At 46.6% G+C, this 17,358-nt stretch carries 19 protein-coding genes and 1 other RNA gene; 7 read left to right on the top strand and 13 right to left on the bottom strand.

The window, feature by feature from the left end; translation table 11 throughout:
• Positions 1 to 11: 11 nt before the first annotated feature.
• The 7 genes from Q0R17_RS13770 to Q0R17_RS13740 all read right to left on the bottom strand — a co-directional run bounded on the left by Q0R17_RS13770 (position 12) and on the right by Q0R17_RS13740 (position 5,452).
• The gene (locus tag Q0R17_RS13770; protein ID WP_293935867.1) at positions 12 to 1,127 is read right to left on the bottom strand and encodes an HlyD family secretion protein; all 1,116 of its coding nucleotides are present in this window, start codon (positions 1,125 to 1,127) and stop codon (positions 12 to 14) included.
• Complete coding sequence (locus tag Q0R17_RS13765; protein WP_293935866.1) at positions 1,124 to 1,756, bottom strand: TetR/AcrR family transcriptional regulator; 633 nt, start codon at positions 1,754 to 1,756, stop codon at positions 1,124 to 1,126. The genes Q0R17_RS13770 and Q0R17_RS13765 overlap by 4 nt, the downstream gene beginning before the upstream one ends.
• A gap of 188 nt (positions 1,757 to 1,944) precedes the next feature.
• Positions 1,945 to 2,613 (bottom strand): Crp/Fnr family transcriptional regulator, encoded by a 669-nt coding sequence (locus tag Q0R17_RS13760; RefSeq protein WP_130107477.1) that lies wholly within the window; start codon positions 2,611 to 2,613, stop codon positions 1,945 to 1,947.
• 52 nt (positions 2,614 to 2,665) lie between these two features.
• A complete protein-coding gene (locus tag Q0R17_RS13755) occupies positions 2,666 to 3,337 on the bottom strand; it encodes a Crp/Fnr family transcriptional regulator (protein ID WP_293935865.1) in 672 nt (223 codons plus the stop codon).
• On the bottom strand, positions 3,337 to 3,699 hold the full coding sequence (locus Q0R17_RS13750; protein ID WP_293935864.1) for a hypothetical protein: 363 nt from the start codon (positions 3,697 to 3,699) through the stop codon (positions 3,337 to 3,339). Before Q0R17_RS13750 ends, Q0R17_RS13755 begins: the two co-directional genes overlap by 1 nt.
• Before the next feature lie 131 nt (positions 3,700 to 3,830).
• On the bottom strand, positions 3,831 to 4,715 hold the full coding sequence (locus Q0R17_RS13745) for a Tim44 domain-containing protein (protein ID WP_293935863.1): 885 nt from the start codon (positions 4,713 to 4,715) through the stop codon (positions 3,831 to 3,833).
• Between the two features lie 380 nt (positions 4,716 to 5,095).
• Positions 5,096 to 5,452 carry a dihydroneopterin aldolase gene (locus tag Q0R17_RS13740; RefSeq protein ID WP_293935862.1) on the bottom strand — a complete coding sequence of 119 codons (357 nt, stop codon included), beginning with the start codon at positions 5,450 to 5,452 and terminating at the stop codon, positions 5,096 to 5,098.
• Positions 5,453 to 5,534: 82 nt separating this feature from the next.
• Between Q0R17_RS13740 and plsY the strand changes: the two genes are divergently transcribed.
• Complete coding sequence (gene plsY, locus Q0R17_RS13735; protein WP_293935861.1) at positions 5,535 to 6,146, top strand: glycerol-3-phosphate 1-O-acyltransferase PlsY; 612 nt, start codon at positions 5,535 to 5,537, stop codon at positions 6,144 to 6,146.
• Between the two features lie 346 nt (positions 6,147 to 6,492).
• Here plsY and smpB read toward each other — a convergent pair whose 3' ends face one another.
• Positions 6,493 to 6,948, bottom strand: coding sequence for an SsrA-binding protein SmpB (gene smpB / locus Q0R17_RS13730; protein ID WP_130107483.1), 456 nt, complete (start codon positions 6,946 to 6,948; stop codon positions 6,493 to 6,495).
• A 63-nt stretch (positions 6,949 to 7,011) separates the two neighbouring features.
• On the opposite strand from smpB, the gene Q0R17_RS13725 reads away from it, so the two are divergent.
• From Q0R17_RS13725 to Q0R17_RS13700, 6 genes are all read left to right on the top strand, one after another.
• Complete coding sequence (locus Q0R17_RS13725) at positions 7,012 to 7,998, top strand: asparaginase domain-containing protein (RefSeq protein WP_293935860.1); 987 nt, start codon at positions 7,012 to 7,014, stop codon at positions 7,996 to 7,998.
• Between the two features lie 64 nt (positions 7,999 to 8,062).
• Positions 8,063 to 8,160: signal recognition particle sRNA small type (gene ffs / locus Q0R17_RS13720), an RNA gene on the top strand.
• 318 nt (positions 8,161 to 8,478) lie between these two features.
• A complete protein-coding gene (locus Q0R17_RS13715; protein ID WP_293935859.1) occupies positions 8,479 to 9,036 on the top strand; it encodes a septation protein A in 558 nt (185 codons plus the stop codon).
• Entirely contained in the window at positions 9,036 to 9,335 is a 300-nt protein-coding gene (locus tag Q0R17_RS13710; RefSeq protein ID WP_293935858.1) for a YciI family protein, read from the top strand. The genes Q0R17_RS13715 and Q0R17_RS13710 overlap by 1 nt, the downstream gene beginning before the upstream one ends.
• Positions 9,322 to 9,603 (top strand): BolA family transcriptional regulator, encoded by a 282-nt coding sequence (locus tag Q0R17_RS13705; protein ID WP_293935857.1) that lies wholly within the window; start codon positions 9,322 to 9,324, stop codon positions 9,601 to 9,603. Before Q0R17_RS13710 ends, Q0R17_RS13705 begins: the two co-directional genes overlap by 14 nt.
• Before the next feature lie 44 nt (positions 9,604 to 9,647).
• Positions 9,648 to 10,430, top strand: a complete 783-nt coding sequence (locus Q0R17_RS13700) for a peptidylprolyl isomerase (RefSeq protein WP_293935856.1) — start codon at positions 9,648 to 9,650, stop codon at positions 10,428 to 10,430.
• A 102-nt stretch (positions 10,431 to 10,532) separates the two neighbouring features.
• Here the strand turns inward: Q0R17_RS13700 and Q0R17_RS13695 are convergent, their stop codons facing one another.
• From Q0R17_RS13695 to Q0R17_RS13675, 5 genes are all read right to left on the bottom strand, one after another.
• Entirely contained in the window at positions 10,533 to 11,924 is a 1,392-nt protein-coding gene (locus Q0R17_RS13695) for an L-serine ammonia-lyase (protein WP_293935855.1), read from the bottom strand.
• Positions 11,925 to 11,989: 65 nt separating this feature from the next.
• Positions 11,990 to 13,294: a serine/threonine transporter gene (locus Q0R17_RS13690; RefSeq protein ID WP_293935854.1), complete on the bottom strand. Its 1,305-nt coding sequence runs from the start codon at positions 13,292 to 13,294 to the stop codon at positions 11,990 to 11,992.
• 69 nt (positions 13,295 to 13,363) lie between these two features.
• Entirely contained in the window at positions 13,364 to 13,990 is a 627-nt protein-coding gene (locus Q0R17_RS13685) for a transcriptional regulator (RefSeq protein ID WP_293935853.1), read from the bottom strand.
• A gap of 369 nt (positions 13,991 to 14,359) precedes the next feature.
• The gene (locus tag Q0R17_RS13680) at positions 14,360 to 15,109 is read right to left on the bottom strand and encodes a YdcF family protein (protein ID WP_293935852.1); all 750 of its coding nucleotides are present in this window, start codon (positions 15,107 to 15,109) and stop codon (positions 14,360 to 14,362) included.
• Positions 15,110 to 15,947: 838 nt separating this feature from the next.
• Positions 15,948 to 17,358: IS3 family transposase (locus tag Q0R17_RS13675; RefSeq protein WP_293935851.1), on the bottom strand; the 1,411-nt coding region annotated here is incomplete at its 5' end.

Raw genomic sequence — 17,358 nt, 5'->3', positions numbered from 1 at the left:
TGGGATGTTTTTTATGGCGTATGAATCGTGACATTCACAGATAAGCCAGGGCGCAGTGGGGAGTCTTTTGGTAATTCATCTAAAACAATCTTAACTGGAACGCGCTGCACTACTTTAGTGAAATTGCCGGTTGAGTTATCAGCGGGTAATAGGGTAAAGCGTGCGCCTGTGGCTGGGCTAAAAGAATCCACTTTGCCTTTTAGCTTTAAATCTGGAAAAGCATCTACTTCAATTTCTGCTTCTTGGCCTAGTTTAATTTGTTTTAATTCGGTTTCTTTTAAATTGGCAATGACCCAAATTTTGTCTGTTGGTACTAAATACATCAGTGTTTGGCCGGCTTGAATCATTTGACCCGGCTCTACCGCTTTTTTGCTGACCACGCCAGCAGCCGGTGCATAGACTTGGGTGTCTATCAGTTGATTGCGGGCAAATTGTAGGGTGGCTTCTGCGGCCAGTGCCTTGGCCTGCGCAGACTTGAGCCCTGCCGATGAAACGGCAACTTGCTGGCCTGCGGCATTGGCACTCTCTTTGGATGTGCGTAAGGCGGCTTCAAGCGCGGCGATTTTTGCTTCGGCGGCTTTGACTAGGGTGTCTGCGCTTTCTAAGGCAGATTGGCTTAACATTTTTTGCGCAGCTAGCTCTTTGCTGCGGGCCAAGTCTTTGCGTGCTTTGGCTGCATTGGCGCGTGCTTCGGTGATTTGTGCCTCGGCGGTTTGCGATTGCGAGCTGGCAGCGGCGGCATTGGCTTCTGCTGCGGCGATTCGTGCTAGCGCTTCACCTGGCTGTTTGTCATGACCAGCGGCAGAGAGTGCCTGACGATAGTCGGCTTCAGCTTGCACTACTTTGACTTGATAATCACGTGGATCTAGCTCAATCAGTAAAGATTTTTGTGCCATTTGTTGGTTGTCACTTACGGGTACAGCTTTTACATAGCCGCTAACGCGGGCGGCAATGGGCACAATATGGCCTTCTAGCTGGGCGTTATCGCTACTCACATGGTGTTTGCCCCACCACCAGCGGTAGCTTAAAAAGCACAGCACAATCAGTAAGATAAGCAGCAGAATATTGCGTGCAGGGGAGGCCGGTTTTGTGCTCATTGTTTTATCCGCTGTGGGGGTCGTGCTCATGACTGCTCCGAAAGGGCGATGCCGTTGAATATAATATCAAGGTGAAAATCGGATAATTGATTCAAACTGTAAGTAATTGGATCAAGCTTGGCGTAGGTATGTCGCCAGATGCTTGTCAGTAAAATAGGGGAAAAGATGGTTCTGGCGAGCATATCTGCATCAATTGGGCGAAATTCACCGCTGTCTATCCCTGCCTGAATCAGGTGAATTAAGAGTTTGCGTGAGCGTTTAACCACAGTTTCAATATAAAAATCGCTCAGCTCAGGAAAATTCCCTGCTTCTGCAATCATCAGTTTTGTGATGCTGCCTTTGCATTCGTTCATTGAGCTAGCCCAGCTGCTCATCGCGGTTTTTAAGCGTTGGGTGGCAGAGGCTTGGCTACTCATGACTGCTTCTTCAATTCGATCCAAATTAGGTTGGATTGTTTCGAGGATCGCCGCCTTAAACAGTGCTTCCTTGCTAGAAAAATACAAATAAACCGTGCCCTTGGTGACGCCTGCAAAGCGGGCAATGTCATCAAGTTTGGTGGCTGAATAGCCTTTTTGATGAAATAGCAGTAGCGCCGCTTCAATGATTTCAGCGGGTCGGGCTTCTTTGCGTCTTTGGCGGGGGAGTGGCTCAATCTGCATTGATGTATACTTTATTTAATAACTGACTGGTTAGTTATTAAATAGATAGGCAGAAGTAATGTCAAGAACATGGGCGTATCGGGTGGTAAAAAATAAGGGCGGCTCACCTTTGCCAGCAGTGGTTTGCTGGCAAAGGTGAGCCGCCCTTATCAATTAAAATGAGGTCTGTAGCCTCGCTTATGTGGCTTTTAGAAGCGTTCTGGCAGTTTTTGCAACAAGATAATGCGCTTGTTTTCTAGGCGGATATAGCCACCAAATACCAGCTCTTTCAGAATACGGGCTATCATTTCACGCGATGAGCCAACTCGATCGGCAATGGCTTGCTGGGTGAGCGGTTCAGAAATCATTTCTTGGCCATCGGCTTCGGTGAGCATGCCTTCAAATAGTGCACGAACACGGCCATAAACATCGAGCAAGGCTAGGTTTTTCATGGTCAGCGATAGGCGGCGTACCATACGGGCCAGATTCATAATCAGCTGATCTTTGGCATTCGGTAAGGCACCCAGTGCTTCACGGAAGTCTTGCTTAGAGAACATCAGGAATGATGAATCGTCTTCAGTTTGGGTGGACCATGAGCGTGGCTCGTCGTCAATCAGCGATACTTCGCCAAATACATCGCCTGCTTCGCCAATCATAAAGACAAATTCCTTGCCTTGATTGTCGCTGGTAAACGAGCGTGTACGGCCTTCTAAAAGGATGTACATGGCTTCGCCAGGATCACCCTCACGAAAGAGGAAGGTGCCTTTAGGTAGGTGGCGCTTTACGGCTGCATTTAAAACGATGTCTAAATCTTCATCAGCAAAGTCTTGAAAAATAGCAGTTTGCGATAGAAAGTTTTTAAGTAAATGATGGTCCATGACGATTATATCTCCGTGGCTCAATGCCTATTTTTGGCAAAAGTATTGGGTGTTAAAAATGTTCAGGTAGTTTTTGTAGCAGCACAATTCGGCGGTTTTCAATGCGAATATAGTTGCCAAATACCAGTTCACGCATTAGTTTTGCAATCATCTCTCTGGATGAGCCAACACGATCTGCGATGGCTTGTTGAGAAAGGGCTTCTTCAATATAGCGGTGGCCGTTTGCTTCTATGGCTAAACTTTCCAGTAATAGCCGCATACGGCCATATACATCCTTTAATGCTAACGACTTCACCATCTCTGCTAAGTAACGATTGGTGCGTATCATGTTTCGTAATAAATTTTTGTTGAGTAACGGGTTTTTTTTCAGTAGCTCAAGAAAAGTATTTTTGCTAATGCTGAGTAATTGACAGTCTTCGGCGGCATCAATTGAGAGTGCGCGTGGCTCTTCATCAATAAGGGCCATCTCGCCAAAGCTACTACCTGCTTGTGCTACATAAAAAACAAACTCTTTCCCTGTATCTGCGCTAGAAAAACAACGTAATCGCCCTTCAATGAGTACATACATTGATTCGGCAATATCGCCTTCAGCAAACAATAATGCCCCCTTATTGAGGATGCGGCGATTGGATATTTTTTCAATTGCCGCTAGGATATCGTTGTCTAAGTCCGTAAATAAGGGGACGGAGGCCAATAATTGGCGAAGCGTTAAATGTGGGCTCATTAGTGTTCTGCTTTATCGGCTTCCGCTGGTTTTTCTTCGGAGGCATCATGCTTTTCGGCTTTTTTGGGTGCAGTAGACACAGCCGGAATGGCTTCATCCTCTGGAGGTGAAATAATGTCTATTTTCTTTTGCTGCATATACTCATTCATATCTTTCCAGCCCGCAAAAATATCTGCTTTGGGAACCCTAGTATTGCGGCGATAGCAATCTTCTAGTGCTCGCCCGCTATGGCGGCAGGCAGCACCTATTGCCTTGCCATTTGCCTGCTGTTTATTGACAACTTCCATGACTTTGTCGCAGCCACTGAGTGCAATTAATGCTGCAAAAACAATAAAGGGTTTAATTATTTGGCTTATTTGCATCGTTAGTATGCCAACAGTATTTTCATTAATCTCAGTGTAAGTGAAAAATCAGTAGTCTGTTTAAGCTTATCTTTAGCAAAACAAAGACCGACGGTGAGTCGGCCTTTGTAAGGTGCTAATGAATAGGCAATTTATAGTTGTTGAATCCCAGCAACCATCCAACGTGGATCGCCATTGATTGGGCGTACAAAATGCCAGATTTCTTGGAACGATTCAGGCGCTGCATGCAATGATTCGCTGACCTTGCCATAAAAACGCACGCTAGAAATCATTCGCCCTTCTTCTGTGGCGCAATCAATTAACTCGGCATTAAGTTCTGGAAATTCTGCAGGCTCTTCATTGCCGCTGATGTCTTTACTTAATTCATTAAACAGCTCTGGAGAGAGGTATTTACGCATTTCATTGACTTGCTCAGGGGAGTGCAAGGTTTGCATATGCATAAAGCTGCCGCGTGCTTGGCGTAAAAATGCGGCAGTCTCGGTGCCATCAGGCAAGCGAGTGATGGCTGCGGAAACCGGAGCTGCGCTCGCTGCTTGATCGCCCATACGGAATACGCGATCTTGCGCCGGATTGTTGTCCTGTTGTGGCATTGAGCTTGCCATGCCAGCAAAGGCGGGGCTGGCCGCTTCTTTACGCTTACGCATCATGCGCATCACAAAGTATCCACCCGCGCCTAATAGCAGTAGTAAGCCCCAAGGGAAGCCGCCACCTGAAGATTCAGAGGTGCCAGATGCGTGATTAGAATTCAGTAGGTTACCAAGTAGGTAGCCACCTAAAGCACCAGCAGCAACGCCACCAAGAATCGAGCCCATGCCGCTACGTTGTGGTTGTGGGGCTGCAGGTTGTTGCGCAGGGGCCACATTGCGTTGTGGAGGAGGCGCAGCCGGACGTGTGGTTTGACTACGCTGCATGCCGCTAGAGCGGCCACCACCTACTCGTTTTGCTTCAGCAATGCCGCTAGCAAACAAAGATGCAGTGAGTAGGGTAACCATAAAAGTACGACTAAATTGGCTCATGCCAAGTCCTTCAGTGAAAGATTCATAGCTATTAGTGAGGGTAGAGGCGAACAAGTTCAAGTCTTTTGCAAAAAAAATGCAAAATGACTTGTAAGCAAAGGTGGTGGATGGCGAGTTTTAAAAACATTACCCCTGTACGCTGGCAATGTTTGACGCCATATTTGACTTTAAATACTTGATGTTATGCAGTCGAATTAACAATAATATTTTGATATTACGAAAACGGCTAAGACAAGCCGCTGCTGCAACGCCCATAGGTACAAGGTAGGCGCGCTGCTTGCTACCCCGTTTTATATTGGGTGTAGCAACAGCGCACCTACGATGTTTATGGTTTTTTCTTAAGGTTCAAGCAGAAGATAAACGCAGTAGATGCCGGAGCTCTAGCCGCGGTGGCCACGCTCTATGGTGACGCCAACTCGGCCTACCTCATGCAAGATGCCCAGCTTGGTAACAGAGACCTTAGCCCAGGGCGCGCCAAAGTCTTGAAGAATAAGCTGGGCAATATGCTCGGCTAAAGCTTCAAGCAGTAAAAAATGGCGCTCTTCGAGTACTTTGCGAATGTGTTTAACCACAGCATCGTAATCAATGGTATCGACAAGATTGTCGGATACACAGGCTCTTGCAGAAGGGATGCCAATTTCTAGATCGAGCTCAACAACCTGAGGCGCAACGCGTTCCCAGTCGTACCAGCCAATAAGGGTGCTTGCACGCACGGTGTGTAGATAAATGATGTCCATGATGGGGTGACTTGATTGGGTTTAACCCAGCAGCGGCCATTTAGCTTAAAATCGGAAGCTTACGATTGTAGTGGATTTAGGTATGACACCGTTAATTCTAATTTTAGTCAGTTATCTAATTGGCTCGCTTTCTTTTGCCGTGATTGTCTCTAAAGCCAGTGGCTTGGCCGATCCGCGTAGCTATGGATCGGGAAATCCAGGCGCCACAAATGTGCTGAGAAGTGGTAATAAAAAGGCCGCCGCACTCACTTTATTGGGCGATGCCTTAAAGGGCTGGCTGGCGATTGCCTTGGCACAGTGGTTGGCAATGCGTCTTGGGCTAGGCCCAGAAGTGGTGGCTTGGGCTGCTATCGCGGTCACTGTTGGGCATATGTGGCCAGTATTTTTTAGCTTTAAAGGCGGTAAGGGCGTGGCCACGGCCGCAGGTATTTTGTTGGCGCTGGATTGGCGGCTTGGCTTAGTGACTTTGCTGGTTTGGCTGGTGGTAGCTAAAGGGCTGAAAATTTCTTCTTTAGCCGCACTATTGGCTGCATTATTGGCGCCGGTTTTGGCGTGGATTTGGCTGGTTTCAATGGCACAGTTCGCGGCTGTTGTTGTGATTTCAATTTTGCTGATTTGGCGTCATCAAAAAAATATCAGAGATCTTTTAACCGGCAAGGAAGGACAGATTGGTGAGCAAGTCGGTAAAGAGTAGTGTGTCTTTAGTTCGGGTTGCTCGCCTTAGGGTAAAGTTTGCTTATGTCGCCTTGGCCTGATGCTAAGCTCGTTTTTTAGTATTTATCTAGGCACTTTAGGTGGCTTTGTTCGATAGATTAAATTGCTCTACTCAGGAAGAAAAAACATTGATCGCTGCCAGTGGCTAATAGTTTAGCCCCCTTGGCAGAGTTTTCTGAGTATCTGCAAAAGCTTGTTAAGATTGAGTAGGCAAGGCTGGCATTACAGGATGGGATGGTTCGTGTGCGAGCAGTGAAAAAGCCGTAAACATGAAAAAGGGCAGCGCTGCGGCTGCCCTTTTTTCCTGAGATGGCCACGTTGGTGGCTCAGGAGTACTTGTTGTTGGCACGAACAATTTGCGCTTTTTCGCGCACCCATTCGCGGTCTTTCTCTGTGTTGCGTTTATCGTGCTGCTTTTTACCCTTGGCTAAACCAATATCAAGCTTAATAAAGCCATTCTTAAAATGCATATTAAGCGCGGCCACGGTGTACCCTGCGCGCTCAACTTTAATCGATAGTTTTTCGATTTCACGTTGATTAAGTAATAATTTACGTAAGCGTGTTGGCTCAGCTAAAACGTGGCTCGATGCACTAGTGAGCGGGGAGATATGCGCCCCCATTAGCCAAAAATCGCCACGTAGATACACCACATAGGATTCTTTGAGTTGTACGCGCCCAGCACGAATCGCTTTAACTTCCCAGCCTTCTAGCATAAGGCCTGCTTCAAAACGTTCTTCAATAAAGAAGTCGTGAAAGGCCTTTTTATTATCGACGATCGACATCGTAATGAGTCCGGTTTTGTTTCACTAAAGTTTGATTCTAACACTTAACACAGGAACACACTGATGCGGAAAATTCGCGTTATTTACACAGGTGGCACAATTGGTATGCTGCCAAGCGAAGAAGGCTATGCGCCAGCGCCTAATTACTTACAGAATCAACTGCAAGAACGCTATCCTGGTTTATCAGTGTTGGAGTACACCCCTTTGCTAGATTCTAGCGAAATGACCCCCGCGTTATGGAATCGCATCGCTGCCGATATTGCTGCAGATTATGAGGATTACGATGGCTTTGTGCTGCTGCATGGCACAGATACTATGGCGTATACCGCTGCAGCGCTGTCTTATATGCTAGAAAACCTAGGCAAACCGGTAGTGGTGACGGGCTCGCAGATTCCTTGGTGTGAGCCAGGTACAGATGCACTAGAGCATGTCGCTGCCGCCTTGGCCTTGGCGGCTATGCCTGATTTTTGCGAGGTGGCCGTGGTCTTTGCTGGTTTGTGCCTGCGCGGTAATCGAGTCAGAAAGATTGATTGTGATGGCATGGCTGCATTTGCATCTCCCAATTACCCTGTACTGGGGGAGTGGTCAGAAGGGCGCTGGCAAATGTTAGGCGTGGCAGCGAGTTTGCCACCAGCACTTGGGGTGTTTCGCTTGCAATGCGTTGCCGATACGGCAAAAGTGGTTACCGCCAAACTTGCCCCAGGTTTTAGTGCAGAATGGCTGGCAGCCTCTTTGCAAGGCTTGGATGGTGTGGTGCTAGAAACCTTTGGTGCGGGTAATGCGGGCAGCCCGCCCGCTTTAATGGCGGCTTTATCTGCTTTGGCGGAAAAAAGCTTGGTGGTAAATTGCACGCCTTGTTTAATAGGGCGGGTAAAAATGGGGCGCTACGCCGTAAGCGGCAGTTTGGCCGCGATGGGGGTGTTAGATGGCGCAGATATGACGCCTGAGGCCGCCTTAGCTAAGCTCTATTACGTGCAGGCTAAGCATTTGGATCGGGCTGAGCTGGTCGCGTTATTTTTGTTGCCGATCATGGGCGATCGCACAGAGTAGCTTTTTAGCGCACTTGGCTTGGCGTTTTTGTTTTGCTGTGCTATAGTGCGCCCCAATGTTCGACGGCGGGTCTCCTCGCATAGCTAGAAGGTTAACTTGGTCAGGTCCGGAAGGAAGCAGCCACAGCTTTTGATGCTAGTGCCGAGGGTTAGGCTCGCCACCTTCCCCTTTTTAGTGATGTATTCTTATTTCACTATCGTTTTATCTCGATTTATCCCCTCATATTAAATTTAAAAAATAATATTAAGCAGCTTTTTTTTGTGCGGATTGTTTAATCTACGGTGCTTATGCGGCGATTGATCCATATCAATACGCTAAATGCTCGTTTGCGCCAAAATGGCTTTCACGCGAGCTGATGCTTCGTGTATCTCCAGTGGTAATTTTGCGCCGCGCACTGTCGCGGCGCTTTTTTTGTCTGCATTTACTTGTTTTCGTAAAAATGGGTCAGCATAATGCGGCATCTATATTGCGACGATACTGATGAAAGCCCTTTTTGATCTCTTCTCCGTTATCCTGTTTTTTGTTACCTACTCAATTACTAAGAGCATTTACGCTGCTACTGGGGTTGCTATTGCAACGACGACAGCGCAGGTGGCTTGGTCTTGGTTTAAGCATCGCCATGTTGATGCAATGCTATGGCTAAGCTTTGGTTTGATTACCGTTTTGGGTGGGGCAACGCTGTTATTGCATAACAAAATGTTTATTCTGTGGAAACCCACTGTCTTGTATTGGGTCTTTGCCGTTATTTTGTTTGGCTCCCGCTATATTCGCGGAAAAAACCTGATGCAAAACCTCATGGGCCAGCAAATGACGCTCCCTGCCAAGCTTTGGGATCGGGTTAATTTGGCGTGGGTCTTGTTTTTTGTGAGTATGGGCATACTTAATCTCTTTGTTGCCTTTAATTTCCCTGAAGATTTGTGGGTGAAATTTAAAATGTTTGGTACATTGGCGCTGACACTGGTATTTGTACTACTGCAAGCCTTTGTGCTTTCACGGTATCTTACCGATGATGCAGCAACAAAAAAGGAAGAGTCCTAATGCTTTACGCCATGATTGCTGAAATGCATCCAGATGTGGCTGTAGCGCGCTCGCTAAGCCGTCCGGCGCATTTGGCTAGGTTAGAAGAGCTGAAAGCGGCAGGTCGCTTAGTGTTGGCGGGGCCTTTTCCTGCTATTGATGCCGTTGACCCCGGCCCTGCTGGTTTTACAGGTAGTTTGATTGTTGCTGAATTTGATACACAGCAAGCTGCGCAGGCGTGGGCTGACAATGATCCTTATGTAAAAGCAGGGGTTTATGCAAATATCATTGCAAAGCCCTTTCTTCATGTTTTACCCTAGCCAAATGATTAGCGAAGAAATACACTTACGCCTTGCTGTATTGAAGCCGGAATACGTTGATGTTTACGATGATAGTGCCGCACATGCGGGGCACGCAGGAAGCGTGGCTGGCGGTGGGCATTTTGATTTAACCATCGTTTCTTCAGCGTTTGCAGGTAAAAATACTTTGGCGCGTCATCGTATGGTGATGGCTTTATTTGCAGATTTAATCCCACATCCAATCCATGCGCTCAGTATTAAAAAAACACTGACGCCGGACGAGTTGTAAAATCTATCGAAGCTTTACTGACTTGAGAACAAAGGACTGAACACATGCGTCAACCGAATCGTATTGCTCTTGCTTTAACTGCTTGCTTTTTGTCAGCTACATTTGCAGCAACTGCTGCCAATGTAGCGACCGTTAACGGCGTTGCTATTCCTGATAGCAAGGTTGATTTCTTCCTAAAGCAAGTGGCAGAACGTGGTCAAAAAGATAGCCCAGAACTGCGTGCACGCATCAAGGAAGAATTGATCCGCAACGAAGTATTGTTCCAAGAAGCACAAAAGAAAGGCGTGGAAAAAAGCCCAGAAGTACAGCAACGTCTTGATATGGCAAAGCAACAAATTCTGGTTGGCGCTTATGTGAATGATTACGCAAAAGCAAACCCAGTAAGCGATGCAGATCTTAAGAAAGAATACGATAAAATCAAAGTGAATTTCAGCGGCAAGGAATACAAAGCACGCCATATTCTGGTTAAAACCGAAGAAGAAGCGAAGGCTGTTCTGGCTGACCTGAAAAAAGGTAAGAAGTTTGAAGATATTGCTAAGGCAAAATCTGCAGACAAGGGTAGCGCTGTAAATGGTGGCGATTTGGGCTGGTCTACACCAGCTAACTACGTGAAAGAATTTGGCGAAGCGCTGGCTAAATTGCCTAAGGGTAAGATTTCTGATCCAGTGAAGACTCAATTTGGCTACCACATCATCAAATTAGATGATCAACGTGAAGCTAAGGGCCCTTCATTTGAAGAAGTTAAACCAGAATTGACACGTGAGCTGCAAGGTCAACGTGTGCAAAAAATGGTTGAAGAATTACGCGCTAAAGCAAAAGTTGAGTAATCAATTTAGCGAGTGCTTATCGATTTTGTTATAAATCGATAGCCCATAAAAAAGCCCCGTTCATTGATTTGGCGGGGCTTTTTTATGGCGGAATTAATTCAATTACGCAGGGGTTTTATCTTTAAATACGATGGTTTTTACCGCGGGAGCCGTAATCAACAGGGCGAGTCCGCCGCAGGATGTTTCACGGTATTTGGCATCCATGTCTTTGCCTGTGGCGTACATAGCGGCAATAACTTTATCTAAAGACACCTTGGGCGTGCTGCTGCGGTGCATGGCCATTCTGGCGGCATTGATGGCTTTAACTGCGCCGATCGCATTGCGCTCAATGCAAGGAATTTGTACTTGGCCGCCCACAGGGTCACAAGTCAGGCCTAGATTGTGCTCCATCGCAATTTCTGCCGCCATGCATACCTGTGTAGGGCTGCCCCCCATTAGCTCTGCTAGCCCAGCTGCAGCCATAGAGCATGCCACGCCTACCTCACCTTGGCAGCCCACTTCAGCGCCTGATATAGAGGCGTTAAGCTTATACAGGCAACCAATCGCACCAGATGCCAAGAAAAAGCGCAGCGCGCTGTCTTCATTAAGGGGCTGAATAAAGTGATTGTAGTAAGACATGACGGCCGGAACGATGCCACAAGCGCCGTTGGTAGGCGCAGTAATCACTCGCCCACCTGCGGCGTTTTCTTCTGACATAGCCATGGCATACATATTGACCCAATCCATGACATTGAGCGGATCTTTTGCAATATCCAGTGAGCTAGTCAATAAATGATGCAGGGCAGGGGCACGGCGTGGGATGCGCATGGGGCCGGGTAGGTTGCCTTCGGTTTTCATACCGCGCTCGATACTGCTTTGCATGACCTTCCAGACTTTAGCGAAATGGCTATGAATATCTTGTTGGTCGTGGAATGCTTTTTCGTTTTCGAGCACGAGGGCTGAAATGGATAAGCCACTTTCTTCGCACATTCCTAGCAAATCATCGGCACTTAAAAAGTGATAAGGCACGGGCTGATCATTGCAACTACCTACATTAAAGTGTTCTTCATCGACGATAAAACCGCCGCCAATCGAGTAATAGGTTTTGCTGAGGCAGCATGTTTCGCCGATGAAAGCACGTATGGTCATGCCGTTTTCGTGCAAGGCTAAATTACTATTCTGAAATTCAAGTTTAAAGGCAACACGCTGTTGGGTGCGGCCTAAGCAAATGGTGCCGCTTTGCTCAACATCCTGCACGATGCCCGCTACGCTATCTAAATCGACGGTTTCAGGTAGGTTGCCAGACAAGCCCAGAATAATGGCTTGATCCGTACAGTGGCCCTTGCCTGTTAAAGATAGCGAGCCATAGCAATCAACGATCACTTTGTTAACCGCGCCAAATTGACCTGTTTCTTTTAATGTAGCTAAAAATTGATGACCCGCTTTCATCGGGCCAATGGTGTGCGAGCTGGATGGGCCAATGCCAATTTTATAAATATCTAGGGTGCTAAACATGACAGATTCCTTGTAAAAACAGCCTGCCTATAGAAAGCAGGCTGTGTGTTACATATGGTTTTGTTTTAAGCAAAGAGGCTGTAGAAGATGGCTGAGATAGCAATTAGACCGATCAAAACAACAAAGGCATTGCTTGCTACGCCAGAGTACTTACGCATGGCAGGCACTTTTTGAATGGCATACATCGGCATCAGGAACAACAGTACGGCGATGATTGGGCCACCCAGTGTTTCGATCATTCCCAGAATGTTTGGGTTAATGGTGGCAACCAGCCAAGTGGTAATCAGCATAAAGATTGAGCTGTAACGTTCTAGCTTAGTATTAGAAATACTTTTGCCACGTTGACGTAATTCTTTATGTACCAAGCCGTGCAGACCTTCTTTTGCACCAAGGTAATGGCCTAAATAAGACTTAGTAATGGCAATAAAGGCAATGATAGGGGCCATCCAAGCAATAACAGGATTATCAAAGTGGTTAGCAAGGTAAGAAAGAATCGAAATATTTTGGGTTTTAGCAGCGATTAAATCGGCAGGTGCCAAGCTAAATACACAGCTAAATACAAAGAACATCACCGATAGCACCATCATAATGTGGCTACGCAGTAAGATCTTTGATGCCATTTGATCTTCTTTGCCTGGGTGTAGTTTCTTTTGCCCCAAAGCAAAGGAAGAAATAATTGGTGAGTGATTAAACGAAAACACCATTACCGGAATAGCAAGCCATAGCGTTTTATAGAAACCGGCGCTGCTAATTGCATCCGTAAAACTGCCTGCATGATCAATCACTGAGCTATTCCAGTTAGGAATCAGATACATAGCCAAGATCATCAGTGCAAATACAAAGGGATAAACTAATACACTCATGGCTTTAACAATAAAGTCACCACCCAAGCGCACGATAGACATTAATCCCAAAATTAAACACAGCGCAAAAATGCCGCGTGTAACCAGATCTGTTCCCACCGCGATATGCAGTTGGTGGGTAAGGAAAGACAGCACCGTATTGGTAATGGCGACGCTATAAACCAGCAAAATAGGGTAAATAGCAAAGAAATAAAGCAAGGTAATCAGCTTGCCTGCGCCTTTACCAAAGTGCTCTTCTACCACTTCAGTAATATCGCCTTCTTTTGTAGAGCCAGAAAGCACAAAACGGCTTAAGCCACGGTGGGCAAAAAAGGTCATGGGAAGCGCTAAAAACGCCATGATGATTAGAGGCCACAGGCCACCAATCCCCGCATTAATCGGTAAAAATAAAGTACCCGCCCCTACGGCAGTGCCATAGAGGCCAAGCATCCAGACCGTGTCTTGCTTGGTCCAGCTGGAGGCGCTGCCCTTTGGTAGCGCTAGATCGTTGAGTGTTGTGTCGGACATGATGTTTTCTCGAGATAAAAATAATTGTTTTAAATTCGGTGGCTGGTGTGTGTAGTGCTTGGTTTTTTATTAGTTGGTATTGTTTTTTAAATAGCGATAGAGCGTGGGCTCTGAAATAGCGAGTAAAGAAGCTGTTTTTGCAATAAATCCTTTCACCAGAAATACCCCGTTTTGCTCTAGTGTTTGCACGATGGTTTTTTTGTCGGTGCTGCTTAAGCGTTTGGCTTCGATGGGGTAGCTCGCTAGCGCTTGATTAATAATGTCGTCGCCTAATTGTTCTACTGAGTGACTGAGTAATTCTTCGCTTGGGCTGTTTTCCTCGTGTTGAAAATAATTACGCAGTAATTCGGCGGCGTGCTGCAGGTGATGGTCGTTGCGATTGATGCAGAGCATGGCAAGGGGCTGGCCCGCTGCATCTTGTAACAGCATGCTGGAGCTGCGCATGCGGTGGCCGTCATGGGTTTTGCCTGGGTAATTAGTGCGAAATGGCGCTTGGGCACTGCTCTGGCATTCATGCAGTAAGCGCAGAGCAAAATCAGTGGCTGGAGCACCAATTTGTCGGCCAGAAATTGGGTTTTTAATGATGCAGAGGGAGCGTTCAAGTTCGGTCATATCGTGCACCGCGATCTCTACGGATTCCCCCATCACTTGTGAGAGAAACTCGGAAAGGGTGTTTAGGTCTATCGAGATATGCATGATAAAAATTTCTTGTCTTGATAAGTTGATGCGAATTCTACCCTCAGTATTTTGTTTGGTATGTTGGATTAAGTACGTTTGTTGATAGTCATCAATAAATATTTTTTCACAAAAATAAAAAATTATTAATATAAAATTTCAATTAATTAGCTAATTTGCATATTTTATTAAAAATGCTGAGTGTTTAGCGCATTTTTGTAAATTTTGGCACTTAAGGTCAATGTCATATAATTTACTTTTTTGTTGTATGTTTAGCAAAAAATGCAAAAAGCAACACCCACCATTAAAAAAGAGGGGGGCTTTGTATGAAGTCTTATGGCATAAGGCTTGGGGAAGTATTGGGTGGGGCGGAAGGACGCTAAGATTATGCTAGGCGTTAAGGCGAAGTTTGTACCAGAGCAGGCCAAGTAGTTCGTGTAAGGCAAAGCTGCTATTGATGAGCGCGTTTGATTTTGGCAACAAGGATAAGATGGAAAAAGGTTCTTGATTGGCATAATCAGTCGGCGCTATTTCCACGTTTAATCCCACCGATTCAAACGCAATTTTTGCGCGCGGCATATGCACAGCTTGGGTAACCAGCAATATTTTTGCACCCTTGGGTAGCAGCTGGGCGCTAAATTGGGCGTTTTCTTGGGTATCAACGGATTCGTTTTCAATCCAGCGCACGGGGATATTGAACTCATTGACTAGTATTTTTGCCATGAGCTCGGCTTCGCTGATGCCACCAAGTGGTTTGCCGCCACTCACTAAGACCGGCAACTGGCTTTGTTTTGCAAGTTGGGCGGTGTAGCGCAGCCGCGTAAGTGTGGCGTTGTTGATGGTTTCGCCTTCAATTTGATCATAAGCTGCAAAACGCTTGCCGCCACCTAGGCAAACAAGGGCAACAATGTCTTTTGGAATCGATGTGAGCGCTGGCGGCTCGATGAGGCGAAGTAATGCATTGGCAACGATAGGTGTTGATAAGAGGGTGAGTGTAATCAAGCTACTGGTGATGATGCCCCTCCCCAGTCTTGGCTTGCGGGAGAGTAGCGCAAGCCCAATCGCGATAAGTAGTAAAAAAAGCCCAGGTGGAAGTAACCATGCGGCAATCGTATTTTTGGCGAGAACGGCGAGGTGCATAATGCTCTAGTGCTGTGAGGGTGGGGGATTATATCGCTGATGCCTTACGGTAGTATTGTAGGCGATGATAAAGTTGACTCCATGTTCCGAGCAAGGTAAGCCAGTATGCGGATAAAAAAGGCTACCTACTCCGGAAAGGGTGAGCCAGTGCGTTGGCTAAAATAGCCCCGCACTTTAGTCGGGTCTTTGAGCCCACGAAAGTATTATTTAACTGATGTTACGCAGTAAAAACCTAAATATTGAACCACAGAGAGCACGGCGTTTCACAGAAAAAAAAGGGATTAAATTTAGCTGTTTTGTGGGTTTTTTAGGCGCTTCCAAACCCAGTCTCCTGAGTTTTTATCGCTATTCGTGGCGCAGGGCTTAAAGCTCCCCTTAAATCACGCATCCAATCCAGCGGGGCGGGGGGCATGTGCGCTAACTAAATAAAGTTACATAGAGCCTGAACTGTGCATGAAATGGCACTAAACCTTGAAGCACAGAGGAAAAGGAGAGCACAGAGGACACAGAGAAAGGCAAAAAACAGGGCTTTATTTCCTCTGTGGGCCTCTGTTTTCTCTGTGGTTTAAGATTTAACTGAAGCGCGGCGCGAAAAATCAGGCCTATTGTGCGCGATAAATGGGTTGGCTGCATTTTCCATCATTTGAAAAAGAATTTCATGTTTATCAGCAAAGGGGCCAAGCGGCCCCTTTGCTTTTGGTAGATTAGAAGTTGCGGATGATCAGCTCGCCTGATTTATCTTTGCTTCTGCCTTTACCGCCGACCGTGTAGTTAATCTCTACCCGCTCTATCGTCAGCCCATCAAAGACGGGGCTGCGGATAAATTCTTGGACTGGTTTTATGTTATTAACCCAAGTCTCTTTCGGTATTCAATCGGGCTAAGCGCACCGAGGGAAACCTTAATTCGCTTTTCGTTATACCATCGAATGTAGGTGTCGACTATCTGGATGAATTGCTCAATGGTGACTCCCGCCCAATCCCGATAATAAAATAACTCCGTTTTCAAGCGCCCGAAGAAACCTTCGCAAGCTGCATTATCTGGTGAGCATCCCTTGCGCGACATTGATCGAACCAAGTTCGCATTGCTTATCCTTGATAGCCAACCAGGCCAGCGGTAATGCGCTCCGCGATCAGAGTGGACGATAGGCCGTTCTTTGCTTTGATCAACAGATTCGATGGCCGTATCGAGCATCGTATTGACAAGATCTGCATTAGGGCGCGTTCCAATGCTCCAGCTAATAACTAAGCCATCAAAGCAATTGATGATGGGCGATAAGTACACTTTGCCAGCTGGAATGTGGAATTCAGTGATATCAGTCAGCCATTTCTCGTTCGGCGCAGCCGCTTGGAAATTGCGATTGATTAGGTTTTCGGGGGCGGGACTAATTTCGCCTAAATATGAGCCATAGCGCTGCCGCTTCGGTTTGGCAACGAGCAATCCTTCTTGTTTCATCAAGCGCTGCACCACTTTCTCGGAAAGAATGATGTTTTGCTCAGTCAAAACAGCCTTCAATCTTCGATAGCCGTAACAACGATAATTCTGCTCGAAGATATCACTGATGGTTTTTCGAACCGCAAGATATTTGTCGTCAGCCTGCAAACGAGCCTTATGGTAGAAGTACGAGCTGCGTGGTAGCCCCAGCTGACCAAAGAGCTCAGACAGGGGGTATTGCTCTTTATGGGCTTCAACCAACAGTGTTTTTTCTCGGTTACTCAGCTTCTTCGGATCAACGCACAAGCCTTTTTCCAGTACTTCATTAGTGGTTTTTAAGAGATCTCGTTCGAGTTGAAACTGTCGCAGTTCGCTTTGTAGCATTTCGATCTGACGCTTTACCTCCACCTGATCTGGCGAAGAATTGTTGCTGAGTTTCATGGATGTAGGGGCATCATTGCCGAGTAACTGATTTTTCCAGTTGCACAACGTCACTCTGCAGATCCCTAATTTCTCGGCAATTGCCTGTGCACTCCCATTTCGAGCACACAGCGCCATGACGCCAGCTTGCTTCATTGAATCGGGGTAGTTGATTTGCTTAAAACCGCCAAGTGTCTTTTTTCTGGCCTCAGGAAATACCTCGCCAATCCAATCGCTTAATACGCTACGACAGGGATAGCCCAGTGCGTGAATGGTGCTCGCAATGCATTGGCCATGCGTGCGGTAATGCTCAACAGCTACCTCCTTCTGTGCTTGCAAGTATCTTTGTTTCCTACGTGCATAGCCCGCTGGCAGGTCAAGCATTTGTTCGTATTCC

This window comes from Iodobacter sp., assembly GCF_025352645.1.
Lineage (GTDB): Bacteria > Pseudomonadota > Gammaproteobacteria > Burkholderiales > Chitinibacteraceae > Iodobacter.
Note: the sequence above shows the minus strand (reverse complement) of the source record. Positions and strands in the feature narration are given on the sequence as shown.

Coding starts and splice junctions, on each gene's coding strand:
- Q0R17_RS13680 (WP_293935852.1), bottom strand. CDS start 15,109: ATGCACCTCGCCGTTCTCGCCAAAAATACGATTGCCGCATGGTTACTT.
- Q0R17_RS13765 (WP_293935866.1), bottom strand. CDS start 1,756: ATGCAGATTGAGCCACTCCCCCGCCAAAGACGCAAAGAAGCCCGACCC.
- Q0R17_RS13770 (WP_293935867.1), bottom strand. CDS start 1,127: ATGAGCACGACCCCCACAGCGGATAAAACAATGAGCACAAAACCGGCC.
- Q0R17_RS13740 (WP_293935862.1), bottom strand. CDS start 5,452: ATGGACATCATTTATCTACACACCGTGCGTGCAAGCACCCTTATTGGC.
- Q0R17_RS13690 (WP_293935854.1), bottom strand. CDS start 13,294: ATGTCCGACACAACACTCAACGATCTAGCGCTACCAAAGGGCAGCGCC.
- Q0R17_RS13695 (WP_293935855.1), bottom strand. CDS start 11,924: ATGTTTAGCACCCTAGATATTTATAAAATTGGCATTGGCCCATCCAGC.
- plsY (WP_293935861.1), top strand. CDS start 5,535: ATGACACCGTTAATTCTAATTTTAGTCAGTTATCTAATTGGCTCGCTT.
- Q0R17_RS13760 (WP_130107477.1), bottom strand. CDS start 2,613: ATGGACCATCATTTACTTAAAAACTTTCTATCGCAAACTGCTATTTTT.
- Q0R17_RS13710 (WP_293935858.1), top strand. CDS start 9,036: ATGCTTTACGCCATGATTGCTGAAATGCATCCAGATGTGGCTGTAGCG.
- Q0R17_RS13700 (WP_293935856.1), top strand. CDS start 9,648: ATGCGTCAACCGAATCGTATTGCTCTTGCTTTAACTGCTTGCTTTTTG.
- Q0R17_RS13750 (WP_293935864.1), bottom strand. CDS start 3,699: ATGCAAATAAGCCAAATAATTAAACCCTTTATTGTTTTTGCAGCATTA.
- Q0R17_RS13715 (WP_293935859.1), top strand. CDS start 8,479: ATGAAAGCCCTTTTTGATCTCTTCTCCGTTATCCTGTTTTTTGTTACC.
- smpB (WP_130107483.1), bottom strand. CDS start 6,948: ATGTCGATCGTCGATAATAAAAAGGCCTTTCACGACTTCTTTATTGAA.
- Q0R17_RS13725 (WP_293935860.1), top strand. CDS start 7,012: ATGCGGAAAATTCGCGTTATTTACACAGGTGGCACAATTGGTATGCTG.
- Q0R17_RS13705 (WP_293935857.1), top strand. CDS start 9,322: ATGTTTTACCCTAGCCAAATGATTAGCGAAGAAATACACTTACGCCTT.
- Q0R17_RS13745 (WP_293935863.1), bottom strand. CDS start 4,715: ATGAGCCAATTTAGTCGTACTTTTATGGTTACCCTACTCACTGCATCT.
- Q0R17_RS13755 (WP_293935865.1), bottom strand. CDS start 3,337: ATGAGCCCACATTTAACGCTTCGCCAATTATTGGCCTCCGTCCCCTTA.
- Q0R17_RS13685 (WP_293935853.1), bottom strand. CDS start 13,990: ATGCATATCTCGATAGACCTAAACACCCTTTCCGAGTTTCTCTCACAA.